This is a genomic window from Curtobacterium sp. ABR8, assembly GCF_057812125.1.
This window is the reverse complement of sequence record NZ_CM173818.1, coordinates 2,473,613-2,491,860: the sequence shown is the minus strand read 5'-3', so window position 1 is coordinate 2,491,860 and position 18,248 is coordinate 2,473,613. Positions and strand designations below refer to the sequence as shown.

The window sequence follows — 18,248 nt, the reverse complement described above, 5'->3', positions numbered from 1 at the left end:
GCCCCGCGCCTCCCGTCCTTCCCCACGCACGTAGAGGACCGCAGTGACCGACACCACCAACGCACCCATCGCACTGATCACGGGCGCTTCGCGCGGCATCGGCCGCCTGCTCGCGCAGAAGCTCGGCCAGCGCGGCGTCACCGTCGTGGTGACGTACAAGGGCAACGCCGACCTGGCCGAGGAGTCGCTGGCCGACGTCAAGGCCGCCGGCGGCGACGGCATCACCGCGCAGGTCGACATCGAGCAGCCGGAGTCGATCGACGCCCTGTTCGACCTGGTGCGCGACACCTACGGCCGCCTCGACTACTTCGTCGCGAACGCTGCCGCCAGCGCGTTCAAGCCGGTCAAGGAGCTCAAGCTGCACCACCTGGACCGCAGCTACGCCACCAACGCCCGCTCGTTCGTGCTCGGGGCGCAACGCGCTGCCGAGCTGATGGACCACGGTGGCCGCATCGTCGTCGTGACCTCGTACGGATCGCTCCGCGCCTTCCCGACCTACGCCGCACTCGGTGCCGCCAAGGCGATGAGCGAGTCGTACATGAAGTACATGGCGGTCGAGTTCGGGCCGCGTCAGATCACCGTCAACGCGGTGAACGGCGGCCTCATCGACACCGACTCGCTCGAGTACTTCTACACGAAGGTCCCCGGGCAGGCGCCGATCGACTCCGTGTTCGAGAAGCTCCCGCTGCAGCGCCCCGGCACCGCCGACGACATGGCCGACGCGGTGGACTTCCTGCTGTCGGACAAGGCCGGGTACATCACCGGGCAGGTGCTGTCGGTCGACGGCGGGCTGACCGTGATCGCGCCGCCGTTCTGGGCGGACACGACGTCGCCGCTCCGCGACGCGGTGCTGCCGGCCGACGCCGCGGGCGCGGACACCGCAGAATAGGCGCATGAGCAGCGTCGCTTCCGCCCCCGTCGTGCCGGACTCCCTCCGGACCGTCGCGTCACCCTGGACCCTCGGCCCCCTGCACCTGGCCAACCGGGTGGTGATGGGGTCGATGCACACCGGCCTCGAGGTGCACGACGACGGCGGGGCCGGCATGGCGGCGTTCTACCGCGAACGGGCGGCCGGCGGCGCGGCGTGCATCATCACGGGCGGCATCGCGGTGAACGACGAGGCCCGGGGCGGCCCCGACTTCGCCGTGTTCGGCGTCGGGGGAGCGGACGAGCGGTTCCGTACGGCGGTCGACGCCGTGCACGAGGAGGGCTCCACGATCCTCGCCCAGCTCTTCCACGCCGGTCGCTACGCGCTCGCCGCGGGGATGGTCGACCGGCACGGCGAACCCCAGCGGGTGGTGGCACCGACGGCCCTGCCGTGGGCGGCCGCCCGCGGCGTGGTGCCGACGGCACTGACCGCTGCCGAGGTCGAGCGCACCATCGAGGACTTCGCCGCCGCGGCCCGGTCCGCACGCGACATCGGGTTCGACGGCGTCGAGATCATGGCGTCCGAGGGCTACCTCATCAACCAGTTCCAGTCGCCGCTGACGAACCTGCGCGACGACGAGTGGGGCGGTGACGCCGTCCGTCGCCGGCGCTTCACGATCGAGGTGGTCCGCGCGGTGCGCACCGCGGTGCCCGGGCTCGCCGTGACGATCCGGCTCTCCGGCGCCGACCTGATGCCCGGGTCCTCGACCGATGACGACGTCGACGCCCTCGTGCACGACCTGCTGCCGCTCGGGATCGACGGCATCTCGGTGGGGATCGGCTGGCACGAGTCCCGCACCCCGACCGTGCAGGCCGCGGTGCCGCACGGTGCCTGGCTCGACTACGCCACGCGCATCGCCGGGGTCGTGCGCGCGTCGTCGTACCCCGACGTCCGCGTGATCGCCTCGAACCGGATGACCGACCTGCGCGACGGCGAGACCGTCCTCGCCGACGGGACCATCGACGCCGTCGCCCTGGCCCGGCCGTTCCTCGCCGACCCGGCGCTCGTGAACCGCTCGCTCGCGGGCCGGTTCGCCCTGGTGAACACGTGCATCGGCTGCAACCAGGCGTGCCTCGACCGCTCGATCATCGGCGCGCCGGTCTCCTGCCTGGTCAACCCGCGCGCCGCCCGCGAGGTCGCGTTCCCGGCGCGTCCGACCACCGACCCGAAGCGCGTCGACGTCGTCGGCGGAGGACCGGCCGGCCTCGCCGCCGCCGTCGACGCCGCCCGACGCGGCCACCGCGTCACCGTGTGGGAGGCCGCCGACCGGCTCGGCGGCCAGTTCGGCCTCGCCGCCCTCGTCCCCGGCAAGGAGGACTACGCCGCGACGGTCCGGGCCGCCCGCGCCGAGCTCGACGAGCGCGGTGCAACCGTGCACCTCGGACGCCCGGCGACGGCCGCCGACCTCGCCGGCAGCGACGCCGTCGTCCTCGCCGCCGGGGTGGTCCCGCGGGACGTCGACGTCCCCGGCAGCGACCTGCCGCACGTCCTGTCGTACGAGCGGGCACTCCGCGAGGGCGTGCCGGCCGGCACCGTCGCGATCATCGGCGGCGGTGGCATCGGCGTCGACACCGCGGCGTTCCTGACCGAGTCGCCCGACGAGGCCGTCCGGGCCACCGAGTTCGCGGCCCGCTGGGACCTCGACGTCTCCGGTGCACTCGTCGGCGACGTGCCCCAGCGACTGCCCGCAGCGTCACGCACGATCCGGCCGGGCTCCGACGTCACCGTGCTCCGCCGCTCGGGCAAGTTCGGCCAGGGCGTCGGGATCACCTCGCGCTGGGTCGCCATCGGTCGCCTCCGTGACGCCGGGGTGCGCATGGTCGGCGGCGTGCAGGAGTACCTGCGCATCGAGCCCGGCGCCCTCTGGATCCGCGACGAGCACGGCGAGGAGCGCGCGATCCCCGCGGACAGCGTCGTGGTCTGCGCCGGGCAGGAACGCGCGACCGACGCCGATGGCGACGTGCCCGGCGGACTCGTGTCGGGCCTCCAGGCCGCCGGTGTGCCGTTCGCCGTCGTCGGCGGCGCTCGCGACGCACGGAGCGTGGACGCGGTCCGCGCGACGTCCGAGGCCCTCGAAGCGGTCCGGCGACTCGCGCCGTAGCGCGTCGGCTCGCATCGCGGCCGGGAATCTGTAAGAATGAACGGTCGAATCGCCGCAGCTCGACCCTCTATCCAGCTGTGAGCGATCTCTCTCGAGCTTTCACCGTGTGTGCCCCCACGCCCGCGGTTCCGGTTCAACCACAACGTAAGCAAACAGGAGCAATTGTGGCTGTCAAGATCCGTCTGAAGCGTCTCGGTAAGATCCGTGCGCCCTACTACCGCATCGTCGTCGCCGACTCGCGCACCAAGCGCGATGGTCGTGTCCTCGAGGAGATCGGTCAGTACCACCCGACCGAGGAGCCCTCGGTCATCAAGATCGAGTCCGAGCGTGCGCTGTACTGGCTCGGCGTCGGCGCGCAGCCGACCGAGCAGGTCGCGGCCCTCCTCAAGCTGACCGGCGACTGGGCCAAGTTCAAGGGCGAGAAGGACACCGCGTCCAAGGTCAAGGTCGCCGAGCCGAAGCCGGCCTTCCAGGTCGACTCCTCGAAGAAGGCCGTCCTCAAGCCGAAGTCGGAGAAGACGGCTCCCGCCGCCAAGGCCGACGACGCCGAGACCGCCGACGAGACGACCGAGGCGTAGTCCTTGCTCGAATCCGCGCTGACGCACCTCGTCAAGGGGATCGTCGATCACCCTGACGACGTGCGCGTCGCCAGCTCCACCTCCCCGCGGGGCGAGGTCCTCGAGGTGCGCGTGCACCCCGAGGACCTCGGCCGCGTGATCGGACGTGCCGGGCGGACCGCCAAGGCACTCCGCACCCTCGTCTCGGCCCTGGCCGACGGCAAGCGGGTGCGGGTCGACGTGGTCGACACCGATTCCTAGGGAGACGACCCAGCTCCGGGTGGGTCGCATCACGAAGGCACACGGGCTCAAGGGCGGCATCAAGCTCGAGCTCTACACCGACGACCCGGATCGTCGGTTCACCCCCGGTGCCACGTTCACGCTCCAGGTCCCCGATGACTCACCGTGGTCGGGCAAGACCCTCGAGCTGGACGAACTCCGCTGGTACAACGGTCACCCCGTCGCGTTCTTCGCCGGGATCGACGACCGCACCGCGGCCGAGTCCCTGGCGCGCATCATCCTCTGGGTCGAGCAGGACGCCGACGCCGAGACCGGTGAGGACGACGCCTGGTACGACCACCAGCTCGTCGGGCTGAAGGTCCTGCGCGACGGCGTCGAGGTCGGCACCGTCGCCCGCGTGGACCACATGCCGGCGCAGGACCTGCTCGCGATCGACACCCCGTCCCGCGGCGAGGTCCTCGTGCCGTTCGTCGCGGCCATCGTGCCGGCGGTCGACATCGCGGCGGGCACCGTCACGGTCACACCGCCGCAGGGCCTGTTCGAGGACCCCGAGGACACCTCCCGGCCCGAGACGGTCACGGACTAGCTGCCGTGCGGATCGACATCGTCACGATCTTCCCGGAGTTCTTCTCCGTGCTGGACGTGTCCCTGCTCGGCAAGGCCCGGCAACAGAACATCCTCGACCTGCACGTGCACGACCTGCGCTCGTGGACGACCGACCGGCACCGCACCGTCGACGACACCCCGTACGGCGGCGGCGCCGGCATGGTGATGAAGCCCGAGCCGTGGGCGCAGGCACTGGACGCGCTGCTCCGGCCGGACGGCTCGTCGACCCTGGTGGTCCCGACCCCCGCCGGCACGCCCTTCACGCAGTCCATCGCGCGCTCGCTCGCGTCGACGTCCGACCACCTCGTGTTCGCCTGCGGGCGCTACGAGGGCATCGACGCCCGCGTCTTCGAGTGGGCGGCGTCACGCTGCTCGGTCGTCGAGCTCTCGCTCGGCGACTACGTGCTCAACGGCGGCGAGGTCGCGGCGATGGCCATGATCGAAGCCGTCGGCCGACTCGTCCCCGGCGTCGTCGGCAACCCCGAGTCCCTGGTCGAGGAGTCCCACGAGGACGGTCTGCTCGAGTACCCCTCGTACACGAAGCCCGCCTCGTGGCGCGGCTTCGACGTCCCCGACGTGCTGCTCAGCGGGCACCACGCGCGGGTCGGCGCCTGGCGGCACGAGCAGCAGGTGGAGCGGACGCGTCGCGTCCGGCCCGACCTGCTGCCCGACGCGTAGCGCGTTCCTGCCCCGGCTGCCGGCTGCCGGCTGCCGGCTGCCGGTTGTCGGCTGCCGGTTGTCGCTTTCGCGAAAGCGACAGTCTGCCGTGGGACATCCGCGGGCAACTGTCGCCGTCGCGCACATGACGGCGGGCGCAGCCGAGATCTGTCGCTTCGGGGCACTGGTCGCGACCCGTGACGGACTGGAGGCGCGGGGCGGGCCTGCACCGTCCTCCCGTCCGTCAGGCGGTCGGGTCGGCGCGCTGGGCGCGGCGCAGGGTCAGGACCTCGGGTCCGGCCTCGGTGACGGCGACGGTGTGCTCGACGTGCGCTGCACGTGAGCCGTCGACGCTCCGGAGCGTCCAACCGTCGTCGTCCTGGTACAGCTCGTCGGTGCCCTGCATGAGCCACGGTTCGACTGCGACCACCAGGCCCGGCCGGAGCTTCAGGCCGCGGCCCGGACGTCCGTCGTTCGGCACGTGCGGGTCGCCGTGCATGGTGCGACCGACGCCGTGGCCGCCGAACTGCAGGTTGACGCCGTAGCCGGCCTGCTTCGCGACGTGTCCGATCGCGTGCGACACGTCGCCGAGCTTGTTGCCCGGCGCCGCCTGCGCGATGCCGGCGGCGAGTGCGCGCTCGACGGTGGCGATGAGTGCCTGGTCCTCGTCGCGGGGCGTCCCGACCTGCACCGAGACGGCGGAGTCCGCCACCCAGCCGTCGACGCTCGCGGCGAAGTCGAGGCTGACGAGGTCACCGTCCTGCAGCACGTGGTCGAAGGGCAGACCGTGCAGCGCGGCGTCGTTCACCGAGGTGCAGAGGTTCTTGCCGAACGGCGACTTGCCGAACGACGGGTGGTAGTCGACGTAGCAGCTCTCGGCGCCCCGCTCGGCGATCATCCGCGCGGCGACGCGGTCGAGCTCGAGCAGGTTCACGCCGACGTCGACGGTGTCGTGCAGCTCGTCGAGGACGTCGGCCACGAACCGACCGGCGACACGCAGGCCGTCGAGTTCGGTGGGGGTGCGCAGTTCGATCATGGGTCCATCCTCGCTGTTTTGCCCCCGGCGTTCCGTGTGGCAGTATGGATCGCTGTGCCCTGGCTGGACTCTGCCACGGGGGAGTCGCCGACACCGGGCACGCACCACCACTTCATCAGACATCGATCCGCGGCGACCCGTGTGCGTCCGCAGAGAGTAGAACAGCCATGAGTCAGCTCCTCGACAACGTCGACGCAGCATCGCTGCGGACCGACGTCCCGGACTTCCGCGCCGGAGACACCATCAAGGTGCACGTGAACATCGTCGAAGGCACGCGCTCGCGTATCCAGGTCTTCCAGGGTGTCGTCATCGGCCGTCAGGGCCACGGCGTCGGCGAGACCTTCAAGGTCCGCAAGGTGAGCTTCCAGGTCGGCGTCGAGCGCTGGTTCCCGGTGCACTCGCCGATCATCGACCACATCGAGATCGTCACCAAGGGTGACGTCCGTCGCGCGAAGCTCTACTACCTGCGCGAGCTCCGCGGCAAGGCGGCCCGCCGCAAGATCAAGGAGAAGCGCGACGCCTGATCGCCTTCACAGTGAGCGTCCGCGAGCCGGACGCCGCTGCTGGCCCCTCGCCGATGTACGGTTGTGCATCGACGGGGGGCTTTCCCTTTGCGCCCGCTGAACCCGGGCGGACGCGGTGTGAACGAGAGCGGAAATGACGGACACGACAGAGGAATCCGGGCGCAGGCCCCGGCCCGAGAAACAGCGCAACGGGATCCTCACATTCCTCCGCGACCTCGTCATCATCTTCATCGCGGCACTGCTCGTGTCGTTCCTGGTCAAGACGTTCCTGATCCGTTCGTTCTACATCCCGTCGGCGTCGATGGAGAACACGCTGCAGATCAACGACCGCGTGATCGTCAACGAACTCGTCCCGGGTGCCGTGGCGCTCAAGCGCGGCGACGTCGTCGTGTTCAAGGACCCGGGCGGATGGCTCGCCGGGTCCGAGGTGCCGAGCGTGACGCCCGACACCCAGCCCGCCAAGGCCATCGACTGGGTGCTGACGCAGATCGGTCTCGGGACCGGTGACAGCGACGACCATCTCATCAAGCGCGTGATCGGCCTGCCGGGTGACAAGGTCTCCTGCTGCAACGACCTCGGGCAGATGTCCGTGAACGGCGTCCCCATCAAGGAGCCGTACCTCAAACTGCCGGCCGGCGCTCCCGCATCGGCGACCGACTTCTCCGTCACCGTGCCGAAGGGCACCATCTGGGTGATGGGCGACAACCGCAACGACTCCAAGGACTCCCGCTACAACGGGGACACCCCGTCGAAGGGGTTCGTGCCGCTGTCCGACGTGACCGGCCGCGCCTTCGTGATCTCCTGGCCGACGAGCCGCTGGACGTGGCTCGACGACCACCCCGAGGTGTTCGCCGGGGTGGAGGAGCGCGACCAGTGACCGCCGTCCGCCCGTCCCTGCGTGTCGAGAAGCGCCTGCTCGGCGCCGGCCGTGTCACGGTCATCGGGATGGACGAGGTCGGACGCGGCGCGATCGCCGGCCCTGTGGGCGTGGGCGTCGCGGCCGTGACGATCGACGTCGGACGGGTCCCGCAGGGCCTGGCCGACTCGAAGCTCCTGTCGGCTGCCCGCCGGACGGACCTGGTCCCGGTCGTCACACGGTGGGCGCGCACCGCCGTCGGCATGGCGTCCGCCGAGTACGTCGACCGGCAGGGGATCGTCCCGGCGCTCGGTGCCGCGGGAGCGCAGGCGCTCGAGTCGCTCGTCGCCGGAGGCCTGTCGCTCGACGGCGCCGTGGTCGTGCTGGACGGGTCCTTCGACTGGCTCACCCGAGCCGTCCCGGCGTCCCTCCGGCCACCCACGGACCCGCTCGAGGTCGTCGTGCAGGTCAAGGCCGACCGCGACTGCGCATCGGTCGCCGCGGCGTCGATCGTGGCGAAGGTCGCGCGGGACGCCCTGATGATCGCTGCCCACGACGAGGCGCCCCACTACGCCTGGGCGTCGAACAAGGGCTACGGCTCGACCGCGCACTACGACGCCATCCGCACGGTCGGGGCGCACGCCCTGCACCGGAAGTCGTGGTTGCACCAGGCCTCGAGCGTCTCGCTGGACGGCTTCGACGCGCTCGTCGGCTGACGGCTGCTCCCTCCTGTCCCGCACCCGTGAGGTTCCGAAATCTCGGCATCTCGGCGCACCTCCCGCGCGGTCGTGGAACCTCGGTGGAACGCAGGCGGCGTGTTGTGGAACCTCGATGAGCTCAGGTGGGGGCACGTGTCGAGGTCGCGCGCTGCTGCTGCTGTCGCCGTAGACTGTGGGCGCAATGGATGAGGACGAATTCGACGACTACGACCGCGAGGTCGAGCTGGCCCTGTACCGCGAGTACCGCGACGTCGTGTCGCAGTTCCGCTACGTGGTCGAGACGGAGCGACGTTTCTACCTGGCGAACGAGGTCGAACTCGTGCGCCGGGACACCGAGCACGATTTCTACTTCGAACTGACGATGAACGACGTCTGGGTGTGGGACGTCTACCGTTCCGACCGGTTCGTGAAGGGCGTGCGCGTCCTCACGTTCAAGGACGTGAATGTCGAAGAACTGACGTCGCGAGAACTCGAACTCCCGAAGGAACTCGCACTCGACGAGTGATCTTCATTTCCGGTACATTCGATGAATCGCCGGTGATCGGTGACGTTCGGCAATTCCACGCGGTATTCTGATCGGGATTTCCCGTCCAATGAACAGGAGCCGCGCATGGCACAGAAGGTCACCGTCCAGCTCGTCGACGACCTCGACGATTCCCCCATCACCACCGGTGAAGGACGCACGGTCGAATTCGGTTTCGACGGATCGTCGTACGAGATCGACCTGACGAACGACAACGTCGACAAGTTCCGTGAAGCGATCTCCGACTACATCGCAGCAGCGCGCAAGGTCTCCGGTCGTCGTACCGGTGGCACGGCTCCGAAGTCGGCCCCGAAGCGCGGGAACTCGGAAGAGCTCGGCAAGATCCGCGAATGGGCGAAGGAGAACGGCTACGAGGTCTCGACCCGTGGTCGTATCTCGACCCAGGTGCAGGAAGCGTACGCAGCCGCACACTGATCCGCTGCTGACGAAGGACCCGGGTGATCGCGATCACCCGGGTCCTTCGTCATTCCTCCCCAAAGCGGGTCGTCCGCATCTGATTCCACAGATATACCGTCTGCGCTGTCCGCCGCGGCCGGCCGCGCGATCGTTGTCGCGGAGGCAACGACATGGAACAGAAGGTGCAGGATCCGCCCGGACGAACACTCCGCAACGGTCGCTTGGGGCGGTTCGGTGAAGACCGGGCCGTGGCATGGTTGCAAAGCCGGGGATTCCGGGTCCTCGAACGGAACTGGCGGTGTGCCCGTGGCGAGATCGACATCGTCGCGTGGGATTCCTGCACGCTCGCGTTCATCGAGGTGAAGACCCGATCCGGGACGGCGACGGGACATCCGTTCGAGGCGATCACGGTGACGAAGCGCGCCCGGATGCGACGACTCGTCCCCGAGTGGTTCGACGCTCATCCCGAAGTGCATGCACGCGCCGTCCGTATCGACGTCGTCGCGGTGCACGTCGACGGGCCCCGGACCGCCGTGGAACACCTGGCGGGTGTGCTGTGACGGCCATCGGTCGTGCTGCGGCCGTCGCCCTGCTCGGGGTGACCGGCCGCCGGATCGAGGTCGAGGCCCACCTGACCAGCCAACTGCCCGCGTTCAGCATCATCGGACTGCCCGACACCTCGCTCGGCGAGGCGCGCGAGCGGGTCCGAGCCGCTGCTGCGAACGCCGGGTGTCCACTGCCGGCACGCCGGATCACGGTGAACCTGACGCCCGCGGCGATCCCGAAGCGCGGTTCCGGGTTCGACCTGGCGATCGCCATGGCGGTGCTCGCCGCGGCCGGGCTCGCCCCTGACGTCAGCGAGCGCATCGTCTACATCGGTGAGCTCGGCCTGGACGGCCGGGTCCGACCGGTCGCCGGGGTCATCCCGATGCTGCTGGCCGCGCGAGACGCCGGGGCCGACCGGGTCGTGCTGCCGATCGGCAACCTGCCCGAAGCGCGCGTGGTCGACGGCGTGCGCACCACCGGAGTCGACTCGCTCCGGGCGGCCGCGATCGACGCCGGAGCGCTGTTGCCGCCGGTCGAGGTCGAAGCGGTGCTGCCGGTGCCGGTGCCGACGGTCGAACGCCCGGTGGCCGAGTTGTCGGACGTCGTCGGCAACCCGATCGGGGTGCGCGCCGTCATCGCCGCCGCGGCCGGCGGACACCACGCCCTCCTGCTCGGTCCGCCCGGTGCCGGCAAGACGATGCTCGCCGAGCGGCTCCCCGGACTCCTGCCCGACCTCGACGACGCGACCGCGCTGGAGGTCGCGGCCGTCCGGTCCGTCGCCGGACTCGGTTCGGCATCGTGGAGCACGAAGCCCCCGTGGGAGGCCCCGCACCACTCGGCATCGGCGATCTCGCTGATCGGGGGAGGGTCCGGTGTGCTGCGACCGGGAGCGGTGTCGCGGGCGACCGGCGGCATCCTGTTCCTCGACGAAGCGCCGGAGTTCCCCCGGGCGGTGCTCGATGCGCTCCGGCAGCCGCTCGAGTCGGGGCGGATCACGATCCACCGCGCAGCGGGGGCCGCCGAGTTCCCGGCGCGGTGCCAGGTCGTGCTCGCCGCGAACCCCTGCCCGTGCGGGAACGCCGGTGGCGCGCACGGACAGCCGTGCGAGTGCCCGCCGAGTGCGGTCCGGCGCTACCTCGGACGCATGTCCGGACCGCTGCTCGACCGGATGGACATCCGGGTGCTCGTCCCCCGGGTGACGACGGGGAAGATGCGCGGTGCGGACGGGAGCGCTCCGACGACGGCCGAGGCCCGCGCCGGGGTCGCGGCTGCCCGGGCACGGATGGCTGCACGCCTCCGAGGGACCGGATGGACGAAGAACGCCGAGGTGACCGGAGCGTGGCTGCGGGCGGACGGTCGGATCGAACCGGGTTCGACCACCGAGCTCGACCGGGCGCTCGACCTCGGCACCCTGACCATGCGGGGCTGGGACCGGGTGATGCGGCTCGCCTGGACGCTCGCCGACCTCGATGCGGTCGACCGTCCGACCAGGACCCACGTCCGGGGCGCCCTCGCCCTGCGGAGCGCACTGTGAACGGCGTGGGGTCCGGACGAGGCGGCGAACTCCTCGTCGCGATCCGGCGGATCCTCGGAGCCGACGACACGTCGGATCCGGTGGAGACCGCAGCCCGGGTCGCGTGGTCCGTGATCGTGGAACCGGGGGACTCCGTCGCGGGCGAGCTGATGGCTGCCTTCGGTCCGCAGCGCGCCCTGGGCTCGGTCCTGTCGGCGGCGGATGGTGCGTTCGACGAGCTGCTCGCCGACTGCGTCGAGGCCGGCGTGCCCGGGGCAGAGGACGCCGACGCCTTCGACGGTGTCCTGCGCACGGCGATCGACCGGTGGCGACCGCGGCTTGCCCGGTCCGACGTGGCCGACGTCGTCGCCGCGGCCGAGAGCGTCGGTGCCCGACTGCTCGTTCCCGGTGCTCCTGGATGGCCGACGGCGCTCGACGATCTCGGCCCGCACGCCCCGCTCGTGCTCTGGACGCGCAGCGCCACAGCGAGCGTCGCTGACGGTGCACCCGCACTGGCCGTGGTCGGATCGCGGGCGAACACCGTCGCCGGGGCCGAGGCCGCCGCCGAGATCACCTCGACGGCAGCGGACGCCGGTTGCACGATCACCAGCGGTGGCGCCTACGGCATCGACGCCGTCGCACACCGCGTCGCGATCGCCGCCGGCGCGCCGACGGTTGCGGTCCTCGCCGGGGGCATCGACCAGCTCTACCCCGCCGGCAACGTCCAGCTGCTCCGCAACGTCGCTCGGCAGGGGGCGCTGCTGGCCGAGTCGGCGCCGGGGACACGGCCGACCCGGTGGCGCTTCCTGGCACGGAACCGGTTGATCGCCGCCCTCGCGGACGCCACGGTCGTCGTGGAGGCCGGCGCGCGATCCGGCGCGCTCAACACCGCGCACCACGCCGGCCAACTCGGCCGCCCGGTGTTCGCCGTGCCGGGGGCGTTCGCGTCCTCGGCGTCGGTCGGGTGCCACCGGCTCGTGGCGCAGGGCCGGGCACAACTCGTCGTGCACCCGGGGGACCCGATCGCCGCGCTGCGCCCGGTAACCGCGTCCGGTGCATCCGCGGTGCCGGACCAGCCCCTCGTGTCGGTCCAGCGTGATCCGGAGGTCGTCCGCGTCCTCGACGCGCTCGGCCGTCGCGCCCTGCCAGAGGTCGAGATCGCTCGTCGGTCCGGGCTGTCCGGAGCCGAGGTGGCGGATGCGCTCGCGCTCGCGCAGCTGCAGGGGCTCGTGGCGCACAGCAGCGGCGGGTGGGGCCGCGCATGACGTCGGCCAGCCGTACGCTGACGACGTGGTGGACCGAGCGGAGCAGACGGACGGGCGACTCGTGGCAGCGGTCGACACGTTCCTCGGGCACGCTCGACACGCCAGGGGCCTCAGCGAACAGACGCTGCGCGCGTACGCGAACGACCTCGAGCAGTTCATCGAGTTCGCCGCGCGGCGTGGTGTCGTCGGCATCGACGGTGTCGACCTCGAACTCCTCCGTGACTGGTTGTGGGAAGCCGACCAGCGGGGGCTTGCCCGGTCGACGATCGCCCGCCGGTCGTCGTCGGTGCGGGCGTTCACCCGGTGGGCGAGCGAGACCGGGGTGACAGCGACGGACGCCGGTGTGCGGCTCCGTGCGCCGAAGGGTGGTTCGCACCTGCCACGGGTGGTGTCGGCCGACCAGGTCCGCGGGATGCTCGACGGCCTCGCGGTCCGTGCGGCGACCGACGATCCGGGGGCGCTGCGGGACCTGGCACTCGTGGAGTTGCTGTACGCCGCGGCGATCCGGGTGAGCGAACTCGTCGGCATCGACGTCGCGGACGTCGATCGCGGGCGCCTCACGGTCCGGGTGCTCGGGAAGGGCGGGAAGGAGCGGGTCGTCCCGTTCGGCGTCCCGGCTCGCGACGCGCTCGAGGCGTGGACGTCGCGAGGGCGTTCGACCCTCGCAGAGCGGGCCGGTGTTCCGAGCACCGCTCTGTTCCTCGGCGACCAGGGCGGTCGGCTCGGGGTGCGCAGCGCGTACCGCGTGGTCGCTCGACTGCTCGGCGACCTGCCCGGTGAGGGGCCGAGCGGACCACACACCTTCCGGCACACCGCGGCGACGCACCTACTCGACGGGGGAGCGGACCTGCGTGCGGTGCAGGAACTGCTCGGGCACGCGAGCCTCGGGACGACGCAGATCTACACGCACGTGTCCTCGGCGCGGCTGCGCGAGGTCTACCGGACGGCCCACCCGCGCGCCTGACACGCGACCGGTGCGCCTGACACGCGAGCGCCGCGCTCGCGGGAACGCGACCGGCGCGACCGGCGCGACTGGCGCGATCGCCACGCCTGCAGGAACGGGGCCGGCGCAAGCGGCGTGCCCGCCCGATCGGGGCACTACGCCGCCCGTCGTACCCGCCCCGTCCGAGTCACATCGACCAGCGCTTCGCCGACGCTCACCCGGGCCAGGCGGACTCCGGCAGCAGGACGGGCCACTCCGCCGGCGGCAGGTACGGCATCGGGTTCACGTACCGGCCGTCCACCCGCGCGCCGAGGTGCAGGCACGGCGCCGTGGCCGGGCAGTGCCCGACGGACACCCGCCCGACCGGATCGCCCTGTCGGACGTCGTCCCCTGCGGCGACGAGCGGCTGCACCGAGTCGAGGGTGCTGACGAGCCCTCCGCCGTGGTCGATGGTCACGACGCTTCGGCCGCCGACAGGTCCGGCGAACGCCACCGTGCCGCCGTCGACCGCATCCGCCAGCGTGCCGATCGGCGCAGGGACGTCGATCCCGCGGTGACCGGCGGCGTAGTCGTCGGACGGGGGCTCCCACCCGCGCTCGACCACCCGTGTGCCGGTCGGCCAGACCCACGGTTCCGCAGCGCGAGTCGCCGCCGTACAGTCCCGCTGGTCGAGCAGGCCATCCGGCACCGGCGTCGGTGTGGCCGACGAGGCGGTGAGCACCCCGACCAGGCCGAGCGCCCCGAGCAGACCGAGCAGCCCGAGCAGACCGAGCGCCTTCGCCACGACGCCCGCGACCGCGGGCAGCGGAGCACCGGAGCCGGGGAACAGGAGCATGCCGCCACTCTGTCCGGCCCAGACCGGCCACACGGCCGAGGTGGGCCTGCCCGTGGATGGTGGGGCGGGCCTCCCGGCCTGTGGAGGGACAGCGCGACCGCAACGGACGACGTCCTCGATGTCGCACGACGTCGAGGGTGTCGTTCCGAGTCGAGCCGGCACCAAGCCCGCACCCGCACACCCGCACCCGGTTATGACCACATCCCCCACGAGGAGTACAGTCGGGGCCGCTCCGGACCACGCAACGCCGCACGGACGGCGAACGAGCCGACCGCCGGGGCACCGTGCCCACAGCAGCACGGCCGGCAGAACCCAGGAGCATCGTGTCCAACACAGCCACCGGGCACGGCGAGGACCGTGCGTTCAAGGGGAAGGTCACCGCGTTCGCCATCGCAGCAGCGGTGGGCGGTTTCCTCTTCGGTTTCGACTCGTCGGTCATCAACGGCGCCGTCGAGGCCATCAAGGGCGAGTTCGGCCTGTCCGAGGCGGCGAGCGGCTTCGCGGTCGCGTCCGCCCTCATCGGCTGTGCGTTCGGCGCCTACTTCGCCGGTCGCCTCGCGGACCGCTGGGGCCGCACCCGGGTGATGTTCTGGGCCGCTGTCCTGTTCCTGGTGAGCTCGATCGGCTCCGGCTTCGCGTTCGCCACGTGGGACTTCGTCCTGTGGCGCCTCGTCGGCGGCCTCGGCATCGGGACCGCCTCGGTGATCGCGCCGGCGTACATCTCCGAGGTGTCGCCGAAGGCGATCCGCGGGCGTCTGGCCTCGTTCCAGCAGCTCGCGATCACGCTCGGTATCTTCGCCGCGCTGCTGTCCGACCAGTTCTTCGCCGTCACCGCCGGTGGCGCCTCCGAGGTCGTCCTCGGGTTGCCGGCCTGGCGCTGGATGTTCCTGGTCGGCGTGATCCCGTCGGTCGTGTACGGCATCTTGGCGATCACGCTGCCGGAGTCGCCGCGGTACCTGCTCGCCAAGGGCAGGACCGAGGACGCACGGGAGGTCATGACCAAGATCGTCCCGCGCGAGACCGTCAACACGAGCCTGGAGGAGATCCAGGACGGCATCAAGAAGGAAGCGAACGAGAAGAAGGGCTCCATCCGGGGCAACCGCTTCGGCCTGCAGCCCATCGTCTGGGTCGGCATCATCCTGGCCGTGCTGCAGCAGTTCGTCGGCATCAACGTGATCTTCTACTACTCGACGACGCTCTGGCAGGCCGTCGGGTTCAAGGAGAGCGACTCGTTCCTCATCTCGACGATCACCTCGGTGGTCAACGTCGCCGTGACCTTCATCGCGATCTTCCTGGTCGACAAGGTCGGGCGGAAGCCCCTCCTGGTGACCGGTTCCGCGGGCATGTTCATCTCGCTGGCGATGGTCGCGATCGCGTTCTCGCAGTCCACGATCGTCGACGGCAACCCGAGCCTGCCCGGCTCGTGGGGCGTCATCGCCCTCGTCTTCGCGAACCTGTTCGTCGTGTCGTTCGGTGCGACGTGGGGTCCGCTCATGTGGGTGCTGCTCGGCGAGATGTTCCCGAACCGCATCCGCGCCACGGCGCTCGGCATAGGTTCGGCCGCCAACTGGGTCGCGAACTTCATCGTCACCATCACGTTCCCGGTGCTGTCCGGCTTCAACCTGACGGTCACGTACGGCATCTACGCGCTGTTCGCGCTGATCTCGTTCTTCTTCGTCATCGCGAAGATCCCCGAGACCAAGGGCCGCTCGCTCGAGGAGATGGGCATCTCCGCAGAGGGCGACACGGTGAACGCGAAGGCGTGATGAGTCGCGTCTGACACACCCAGAACACCGGACAGGAGGCCCGGATCACGTCAGCCGGTCGGCGCGCGTGATCCGGGCCTCCTGTCTGCTAGCATTTCTCCAGCAGTGCGCTGATGCGCGCTGACTTCGCGTGTCCACAGGGTCGACAACGGTTCGCCGTACTCGACCGGCACCCGACCACCGGTCCCGCTCTCACGAGCGGGCGGTCGCGTGCCAGGACACCAGGGATCACGACCTCCGGTCGTGCTCGACACAACCGCAACAGGGGCACAGCGAAGCTGTGCGCCGAGAACACAGAAGGAGGACGGCACATGGCCGTCGTCACCATCCGCCAGCTGCTCGACAGCGGCGTCCACTTCGGACACCAGACCCGTCGGTGGAACCCGAAGGTGAAGCGCTTCATCCTCGCCGAGCGCTCGGGCATCCACATCATCGACCTGCAGCAGTCGCTGGCCTTCATCGACCGCGCGTACGACTTCGTCAAGGAGACGGTCGCGCACGGTGGCACGATCCTCTTCGTGGGCACCAAGAAGCAGGCGCAGGGCTCCATCGCCGAGCAGGCGACCCGCGTCGGCCAGCCGTACGTCAACCAGCGTTGGCTCGGCGGTCTGCTCACGAACTTCCAGACGGTCTCCAAGCGCCTCGCGCGCATGAAGGAGCTCGAGGAGATCGACTTCGACGACACGACGAAGGGCTTCACCAAGAAGGAGCTCCTCATCAAGAAGCGCGAGCTGGACAAGCTCCACAAGACCCTCGGTGGTATCCGCAACCTCACGCGGACCCCGAGCGCGCTCTGGATCGTCGACACCAAGAAGGAGCACCTCGCCGTCGACGAGGCGCAGAAGCTCGGGATCCCGATCATCGGCATCCTCGACACCAACTGCGACCCCGACGAGATCACGTACCCGATCCCGGGCAACGACGACGCGATCCGCTCCGTCGGTCTCCTCACCCGCATCGTCGCCGACGCCGCGGCCGAGGGCCTGAAGACCCGCCACAACGGTGGCGACGACGAAGAGGCCGCAGAGCCCCTCGCCGAGTGGGAGCAGGAGCTCCTCGGTGGCGACGCCGCGACGCCGTCCGCCGACGCCGCTCCCGAGGGTGCGACCGTCGAGGAGAACAACGCCGACGCGCAGGTCGCCGCGAAGGAGATCGGCGAGCCGATCGCCGACGACGCGAAGAACGCGGAGCCGACGGCCGAGGCCGAGGCAGCCGCGGAGACCACCCCCGCCGAGTGACCTGTCGCAGGCGCCGGGCCCGATCGGGTCCGGCGCCTGCGTCACCACTCTCCACACACGTACAGTCCAGAAAGGACTCAGTCAATGGCAAACTTCACCGCTGCTGACGTGAAGAAGCTCCGCGAGGACCTCGGCGCCGGCATGATGGACGCGAAGAACGCGCTCGTCGAGGCCGACGGCGACTACGACAAGGCCGTCGAGCTGCTCCGCATCAAGGGTGCGAAGGCCGTCGCCAAGCGCGACGACCGTGCCACCTCCGAGGGCGTCGTCGTCGCGACCTCCGAGAACGGCGCCGCCACGGTCGTCGAGCTCGCGAGCGAGACCGACTTCGTCGCGAAGAACGAGAAGTTCACGACCCTCGCCGACAAGGTGCTCGGCGCCGTCGCGGCTGCTGGTGCAGCCGACGTCGCCGCCGCGAACGCCGCCCCGCTGGACGGCAAGACCGTCCTCGAGGTCGTCAACGAGTCGGCCGCCGCGCTGGGGGAGAAGCTCGAGGTCCGCACGGTCCGCCGTGTCGAGGGCTCGGCCTTCGAGATCTACCTGCACAAGACCAGCCAGGACCTGCCGCCGCAGATCGCCGTCGTCATCGCGTACGAGGGCGACAACGCTGCCGAGGCCCGCTCGATCGCCCAGCACGTCGCGTTCGCGAACCCGACGTACCTGACCCGCGACGAGGTCCCGGCCGACGAGATCGCCAAGGAGCGTGCAACCGTCGAGGCGATCACGCGCGAGGAGGGCAAGCCCGAGGCTGCGCTCCCGAAGATCGTCGAGGGCCGGGTGAACGCCTACATCAAGCAGGTGTCGCTCCTCGACCAGGACTACGCGAAGGACAACAAGATCTCCGTCGCGAAGGCCGCCGAGAACGCCGGCATCACGATCCAGGGCTTCGCCCGCGTCAAGGTCGGCGCGTAACGAACCCGTGACGGGGTCAGGAACCAACCAGGTTCCTGGCCCCGTTTTTCGCGCCTCCGGGCGCGA

The 18,248-nt window shown here is 70.7% G+C and carries 20 protein-coding genes; 18 read left to right on the top strand and 2 right to left on the bottom strand.

Translation table 11 applies throughout. The features are described from left to right. Positions 1-43 precede the first annotated feature (43 nt). The 6 genes from ACXKZB_RS11870 (at position 44) to trmD (ending at position 5,110) form a co-directional block, all read left to right on the top strand. Positions 44-889 carry an SDR family oxidoreductase gene (locus ACXKZB_RS11870; protein ID WP_488823251.1) on the top strand — a complete coding sequence of 282 codons (846 nt, stop codon included), beginning with the start codon at positions 44-46 and terminating at the stop codon, positions 887-889. A gap of 4 nt (positions 890-893) precedes the next feature. Beyond that, positions 894-3,029: an oxidoreductase gene (locus ACXKZB_RS11865; RefSeq protein ID WP_488823250.1), complete on the top strand. Its 2,136-nt coding sequence runs from the start codon at positions 894-896 to the stop codon at positions 3,027-3,029. 164 nt (positions 3,030-3,193) lie between these two features. Continuing rightward, on the top strand, positions 3,194-3,607 hold the full coding sequence (gene rpsP, locus ACXKZB_RS11860; RefSeq protein ID WP_123312287.1) for a 30S ribosomal protein S16: 414 nt from the start codon (positions 3,194-3,196) through the stop codon (positions 3,605-3,607). 3 nt (positions 3,608-3,610) lie between these two features. Then, positions 3,611-3,847, top strand: coding sequence for an RNA-binding protein (locus ACXKZB_RS11855; RefSeq protein WP_111086067.1), 237 nt, complete (start codon positions 3,611-3,613; stop codon positions 3,845-3,847). A 19-nt stretch (positions 3,848-3,866) separates the two neighbouring features. Next, complete coding sequence (gene rimM / locus ACXKZB_RS11850; RefSeq protein WP_311316880.1) at positions 3,867-4,412, top strand: ribosome maturation factor RimM; 546 nt, start codon at positions 3,867-3,869, stop codon at positions 4,410-4,412. Positions 4,413-4,417: 5 nt separating this feature from the next. Next, on the top strand, positions 4,418-5,110 hold the full coding sequence (gene trmD / locus ACXKZB_RS11845) for a tRNA (guanosine(37)-N1)-methyltransferase TrmD (RefSeq protein ID WP_123312288.1): 693 nt from the start codon (positions 4,418-4,420) through the stop codon (positions 5,108-5,110). Positions 5,111-5,333: 223 nt separating this feature from the next. Here trmD and map read toward each other — a convergent pair whose 3' ends face one another. Continuing rightward, positions 5,334-6,125 (bottom strand): type I methionyl aminopeptidase, encoded by a 792-nt coding sequence (gene map, locus ACXKZB_RS11840; protein WP_488823249.1) that lies wholly within the window; start codon positions 6,123-6,125, stop codon positions 5,334-5,336. 167 nt (positions 6,126-6,292) lie between these two features. Here map and rplS point away from each other — a divergent pair, with 167 nt between their 5' ends. From rplS to ACXKZB_RS11795, 9 genes are all read left to right on the top strand, one after another. Then, the gene (rplS, locus tag ACXKZB_RS11835; RefSeq protein ID WP_123312290.1) at positions 6,293-6,649 is read left to right on the top strand and encodes a 50S ribosomal protein L19; all 357 of its coding nucleotides are present in this window, start codon (positions 6,293-6,295) and stop codon (positions 6,647-6,649) included. A 133-nt stretch (positions 6,650-6,782) separates the two neighbouring features. Continuing rightward, positions 6,783-7,526 (top strand): signal peptidase I, encoded by a 744-nt coding sequence (gene lepB / locus ACXKZB_RS11830; RefSeq protein ID WP_123312291.1) that lies wholly within the window; start codon positions 6,783-6,785, stop codon positions 7,524-7,526. Further along, the gene (gene rnhB, locus ACXKZB_RS11825; RefSeq protein WP_123312292.1) at positions 7,523-8,221 is read left to right on the top strand and encodes a ribonuclease HII; all 699 of its coding nucleotides are present in this window, start codon (positions 7,523-7,525) and stop codon (positions 8,219-8,221) included. Before lepB ends, rnhB begins: the two co-directional genes overlap by 4 nt. 184 nt (positions 8,222-8,405) lie before the next feature. Then, a complete protein-coding gene (locus ACXKZB_RS11820; protein WP_111086072.1) occupies positions 8,406-8,729 on the top strand; it encodes a DUF2469 family protein in 324 nt (107 codons plus the stop codon). A 105-nt stretch (positions 8,730-8,834) separates the two neighbouring features. Beyond that, on the top strand, positions 8,835-9,182 hold the full coding sequence (locus ACXKZB_RS11815) for a histone-like nucleoid-structuring protein Lsr2 (protein ID WP_123312293.1): 348 nt from the start codon (positions 8,835-8,837) through the stop codon (positions 9,180-9,182). Positions 9,183-9,334: 152 nt separating this feature from the next. Continuing rightward, positions 9,335-9,724 (top strand): YraN family protein, encoded by a 390-nt coding sequence (locus tag ACXKZB_RS11810; protein WP_456795681.1) that lies wholly within the window; start codon positions 9,335-9,337, stop codon positions 9,722-9,724. Then, positions 9,721-11,244 carry a YifB family Mg chelatase-like AAA ATPase gene (locus ACXKZB_RS11805; protein ID WP_488823248.1) on the top strand — a complete coding sequence of 508 codons (1,524 nt, stop codon included), beginning with the start codon at positions 9,721-9,723 and terminating at the stop codon, positions 11,242-11,244. Before ACXKZB_RS11810 ends, ACXKZB_RS11805 begins: the two co-directional genes overlap by 4 nt. A 5-nt stretch (positions 11,245-11,249) precedes the next feature. Beyond that, a complete protein-coding gene (gene dprA, locus ACXKZB_RS11800; RefSeq protein WP_488823247.1) occupies positions 11,250-12,488 on the top strand; it encodes a DNA-processing protein DprA in 1,239 nt (412 codons plus the stop codon). A gap of 25 nt (positions 12,489-12,513) precedes the next feature. After that, the gene (locus ACXKZB_RS11795) at positions 12,514-13,452 is read left to right on the top strand and encodes a tyrosine recombinase XerC (RefSeq protein ID WP_488823246.1); all 939 of its coding nucleotides are present in this window, start codon (positions 12,514-12,516) and stop codon (positions 13,450-13,452) included. 193 nt (positions 13,453-13,645) lie between these two features. Here the strand turns inward: ACXKZB_RS11795 and ACXKZB_RS11790 are convergent, their stop codons facing one another. Then, positions 13,646-14,266, bottom strand: a complete 621-nt coding sequence (locus ACXKZB_RS11790; protein WP_488823245.1) for a M23 family metallopeptidase — start codon at positions 14,264-14,266, stop codon at positions 13,646-13,648. A gap of 323 nt (positions 14,267-14,589) precedes the next feature. Between ACXKZB_RS11790 and ACXKZB_RS11785 the strand changes: the two genes are divergently transcribed. The 3 genes from ACXKZB_RS11785 (at position 14,590) to tsf (ending at position 18,182) form a co-directional block, all read left to right on the top strand. Continuing rightward, positions 14,590-16,032, top strand: coding sequence for a sugar porter family MFS transporter (locus ACXKZB_RS11785; protein ID WP_488823244.1), 1,443 nt, complete (start codon positions 14,590-14,592; stop codon positions 16,030-16,032). Positions 16,033-16,343: 311 nt separating this feature from the next. Then, positions 16,344-17,270, top strand: coding sequence for a 30S ribosomal protein S2 (gene rpsB / locus ACXKZB_RS11780; protein ID WP_111086086.1), 927 nt, complete (start codon positions 16,344-16,346; stop codon positions 17,268-17,270). A gap of 84 nt (positions 17,271-17,354) precedes the next feature. Continuing rightward, positions 17,355-18,182, top strand: a complete 828-nt coding sequence (gene tsf, locus ACXKZB_RS11775) for a translation elongation factor Ts (protein WP_123312301.1) — start codon at positions 17,355-17,357, stop codon at positions 18,180-18,182. Positions 18,183-18,248: the final 66 nt, after the last annotated feature.

Coding starts and splice junctions, on each gene's coding strand:
- ACXKZB_RS11865 (WP_488823250.1), top strand. CDS start 894: ATGAGCAGCGTCGCTTCCGCCCCCGTCGTGCCGGACTCCCTCCGGACC.
- map (WP_488823249.1), bottom strand. CDS start 6,125: ATGATCGAACTGCGCACCCCCACCGAACTCGACGGCCTGCGTGTCGCC.
- rplS (WP_123312290.1), top strand. CDS start 6,293: ATGAGTCAGCTCCTCGACAACGTCGACGCAGCATCGCTGCGGACCGAC.
- lepB (WP_123312291.1), top strand. CDS start 6,783: ATGACGGACACGACAGAGGAATCCGGGCGCAGGCCCCGGCCCGAGAAA.
- ACXKZB_RS11820 (WP_111086072.1), top strand. CDS start 8,406: ATGGATGAGGACGAATTCGACGACTACGACCGCGAGGTCGAGCTGGCC.
- ACXKZB_RS11815 (WP_123312293.1), top strand. CDS start 8,835: ATGGCACAGAAGGTCACCGTCCAGCTCGTCGACGACCTCGACGATTCC.
- ACXKZB_RS11810 (WP_456795681.1), top strand. CDS start 9,335: ATGGAACAGAAGGTGCAGGATCCGCCCGGACGAACACTCCGCAACGGT.
- ACXKZB_RS11790 (WP_488823245.1), bottom strand. CDS start 14,266: ATGCTCCTGTTCCCCGGCTCCGGTGCTCCGCTGCCCGCGGTCGCGGGC.
- rpsB (WP_111086086.1), top strand. CDS start 16,344: ATGGCCGTCGTCACCATCCGCCAGCTGCTCGACAGCGGCGTCCACTTC.
- tsf (WP_123312301.1), top strand. CDS start 17,355: ATGGCAAACTTCACCGCTGCTGACGTGAAGAAGCTCCGCGAGGACCTC.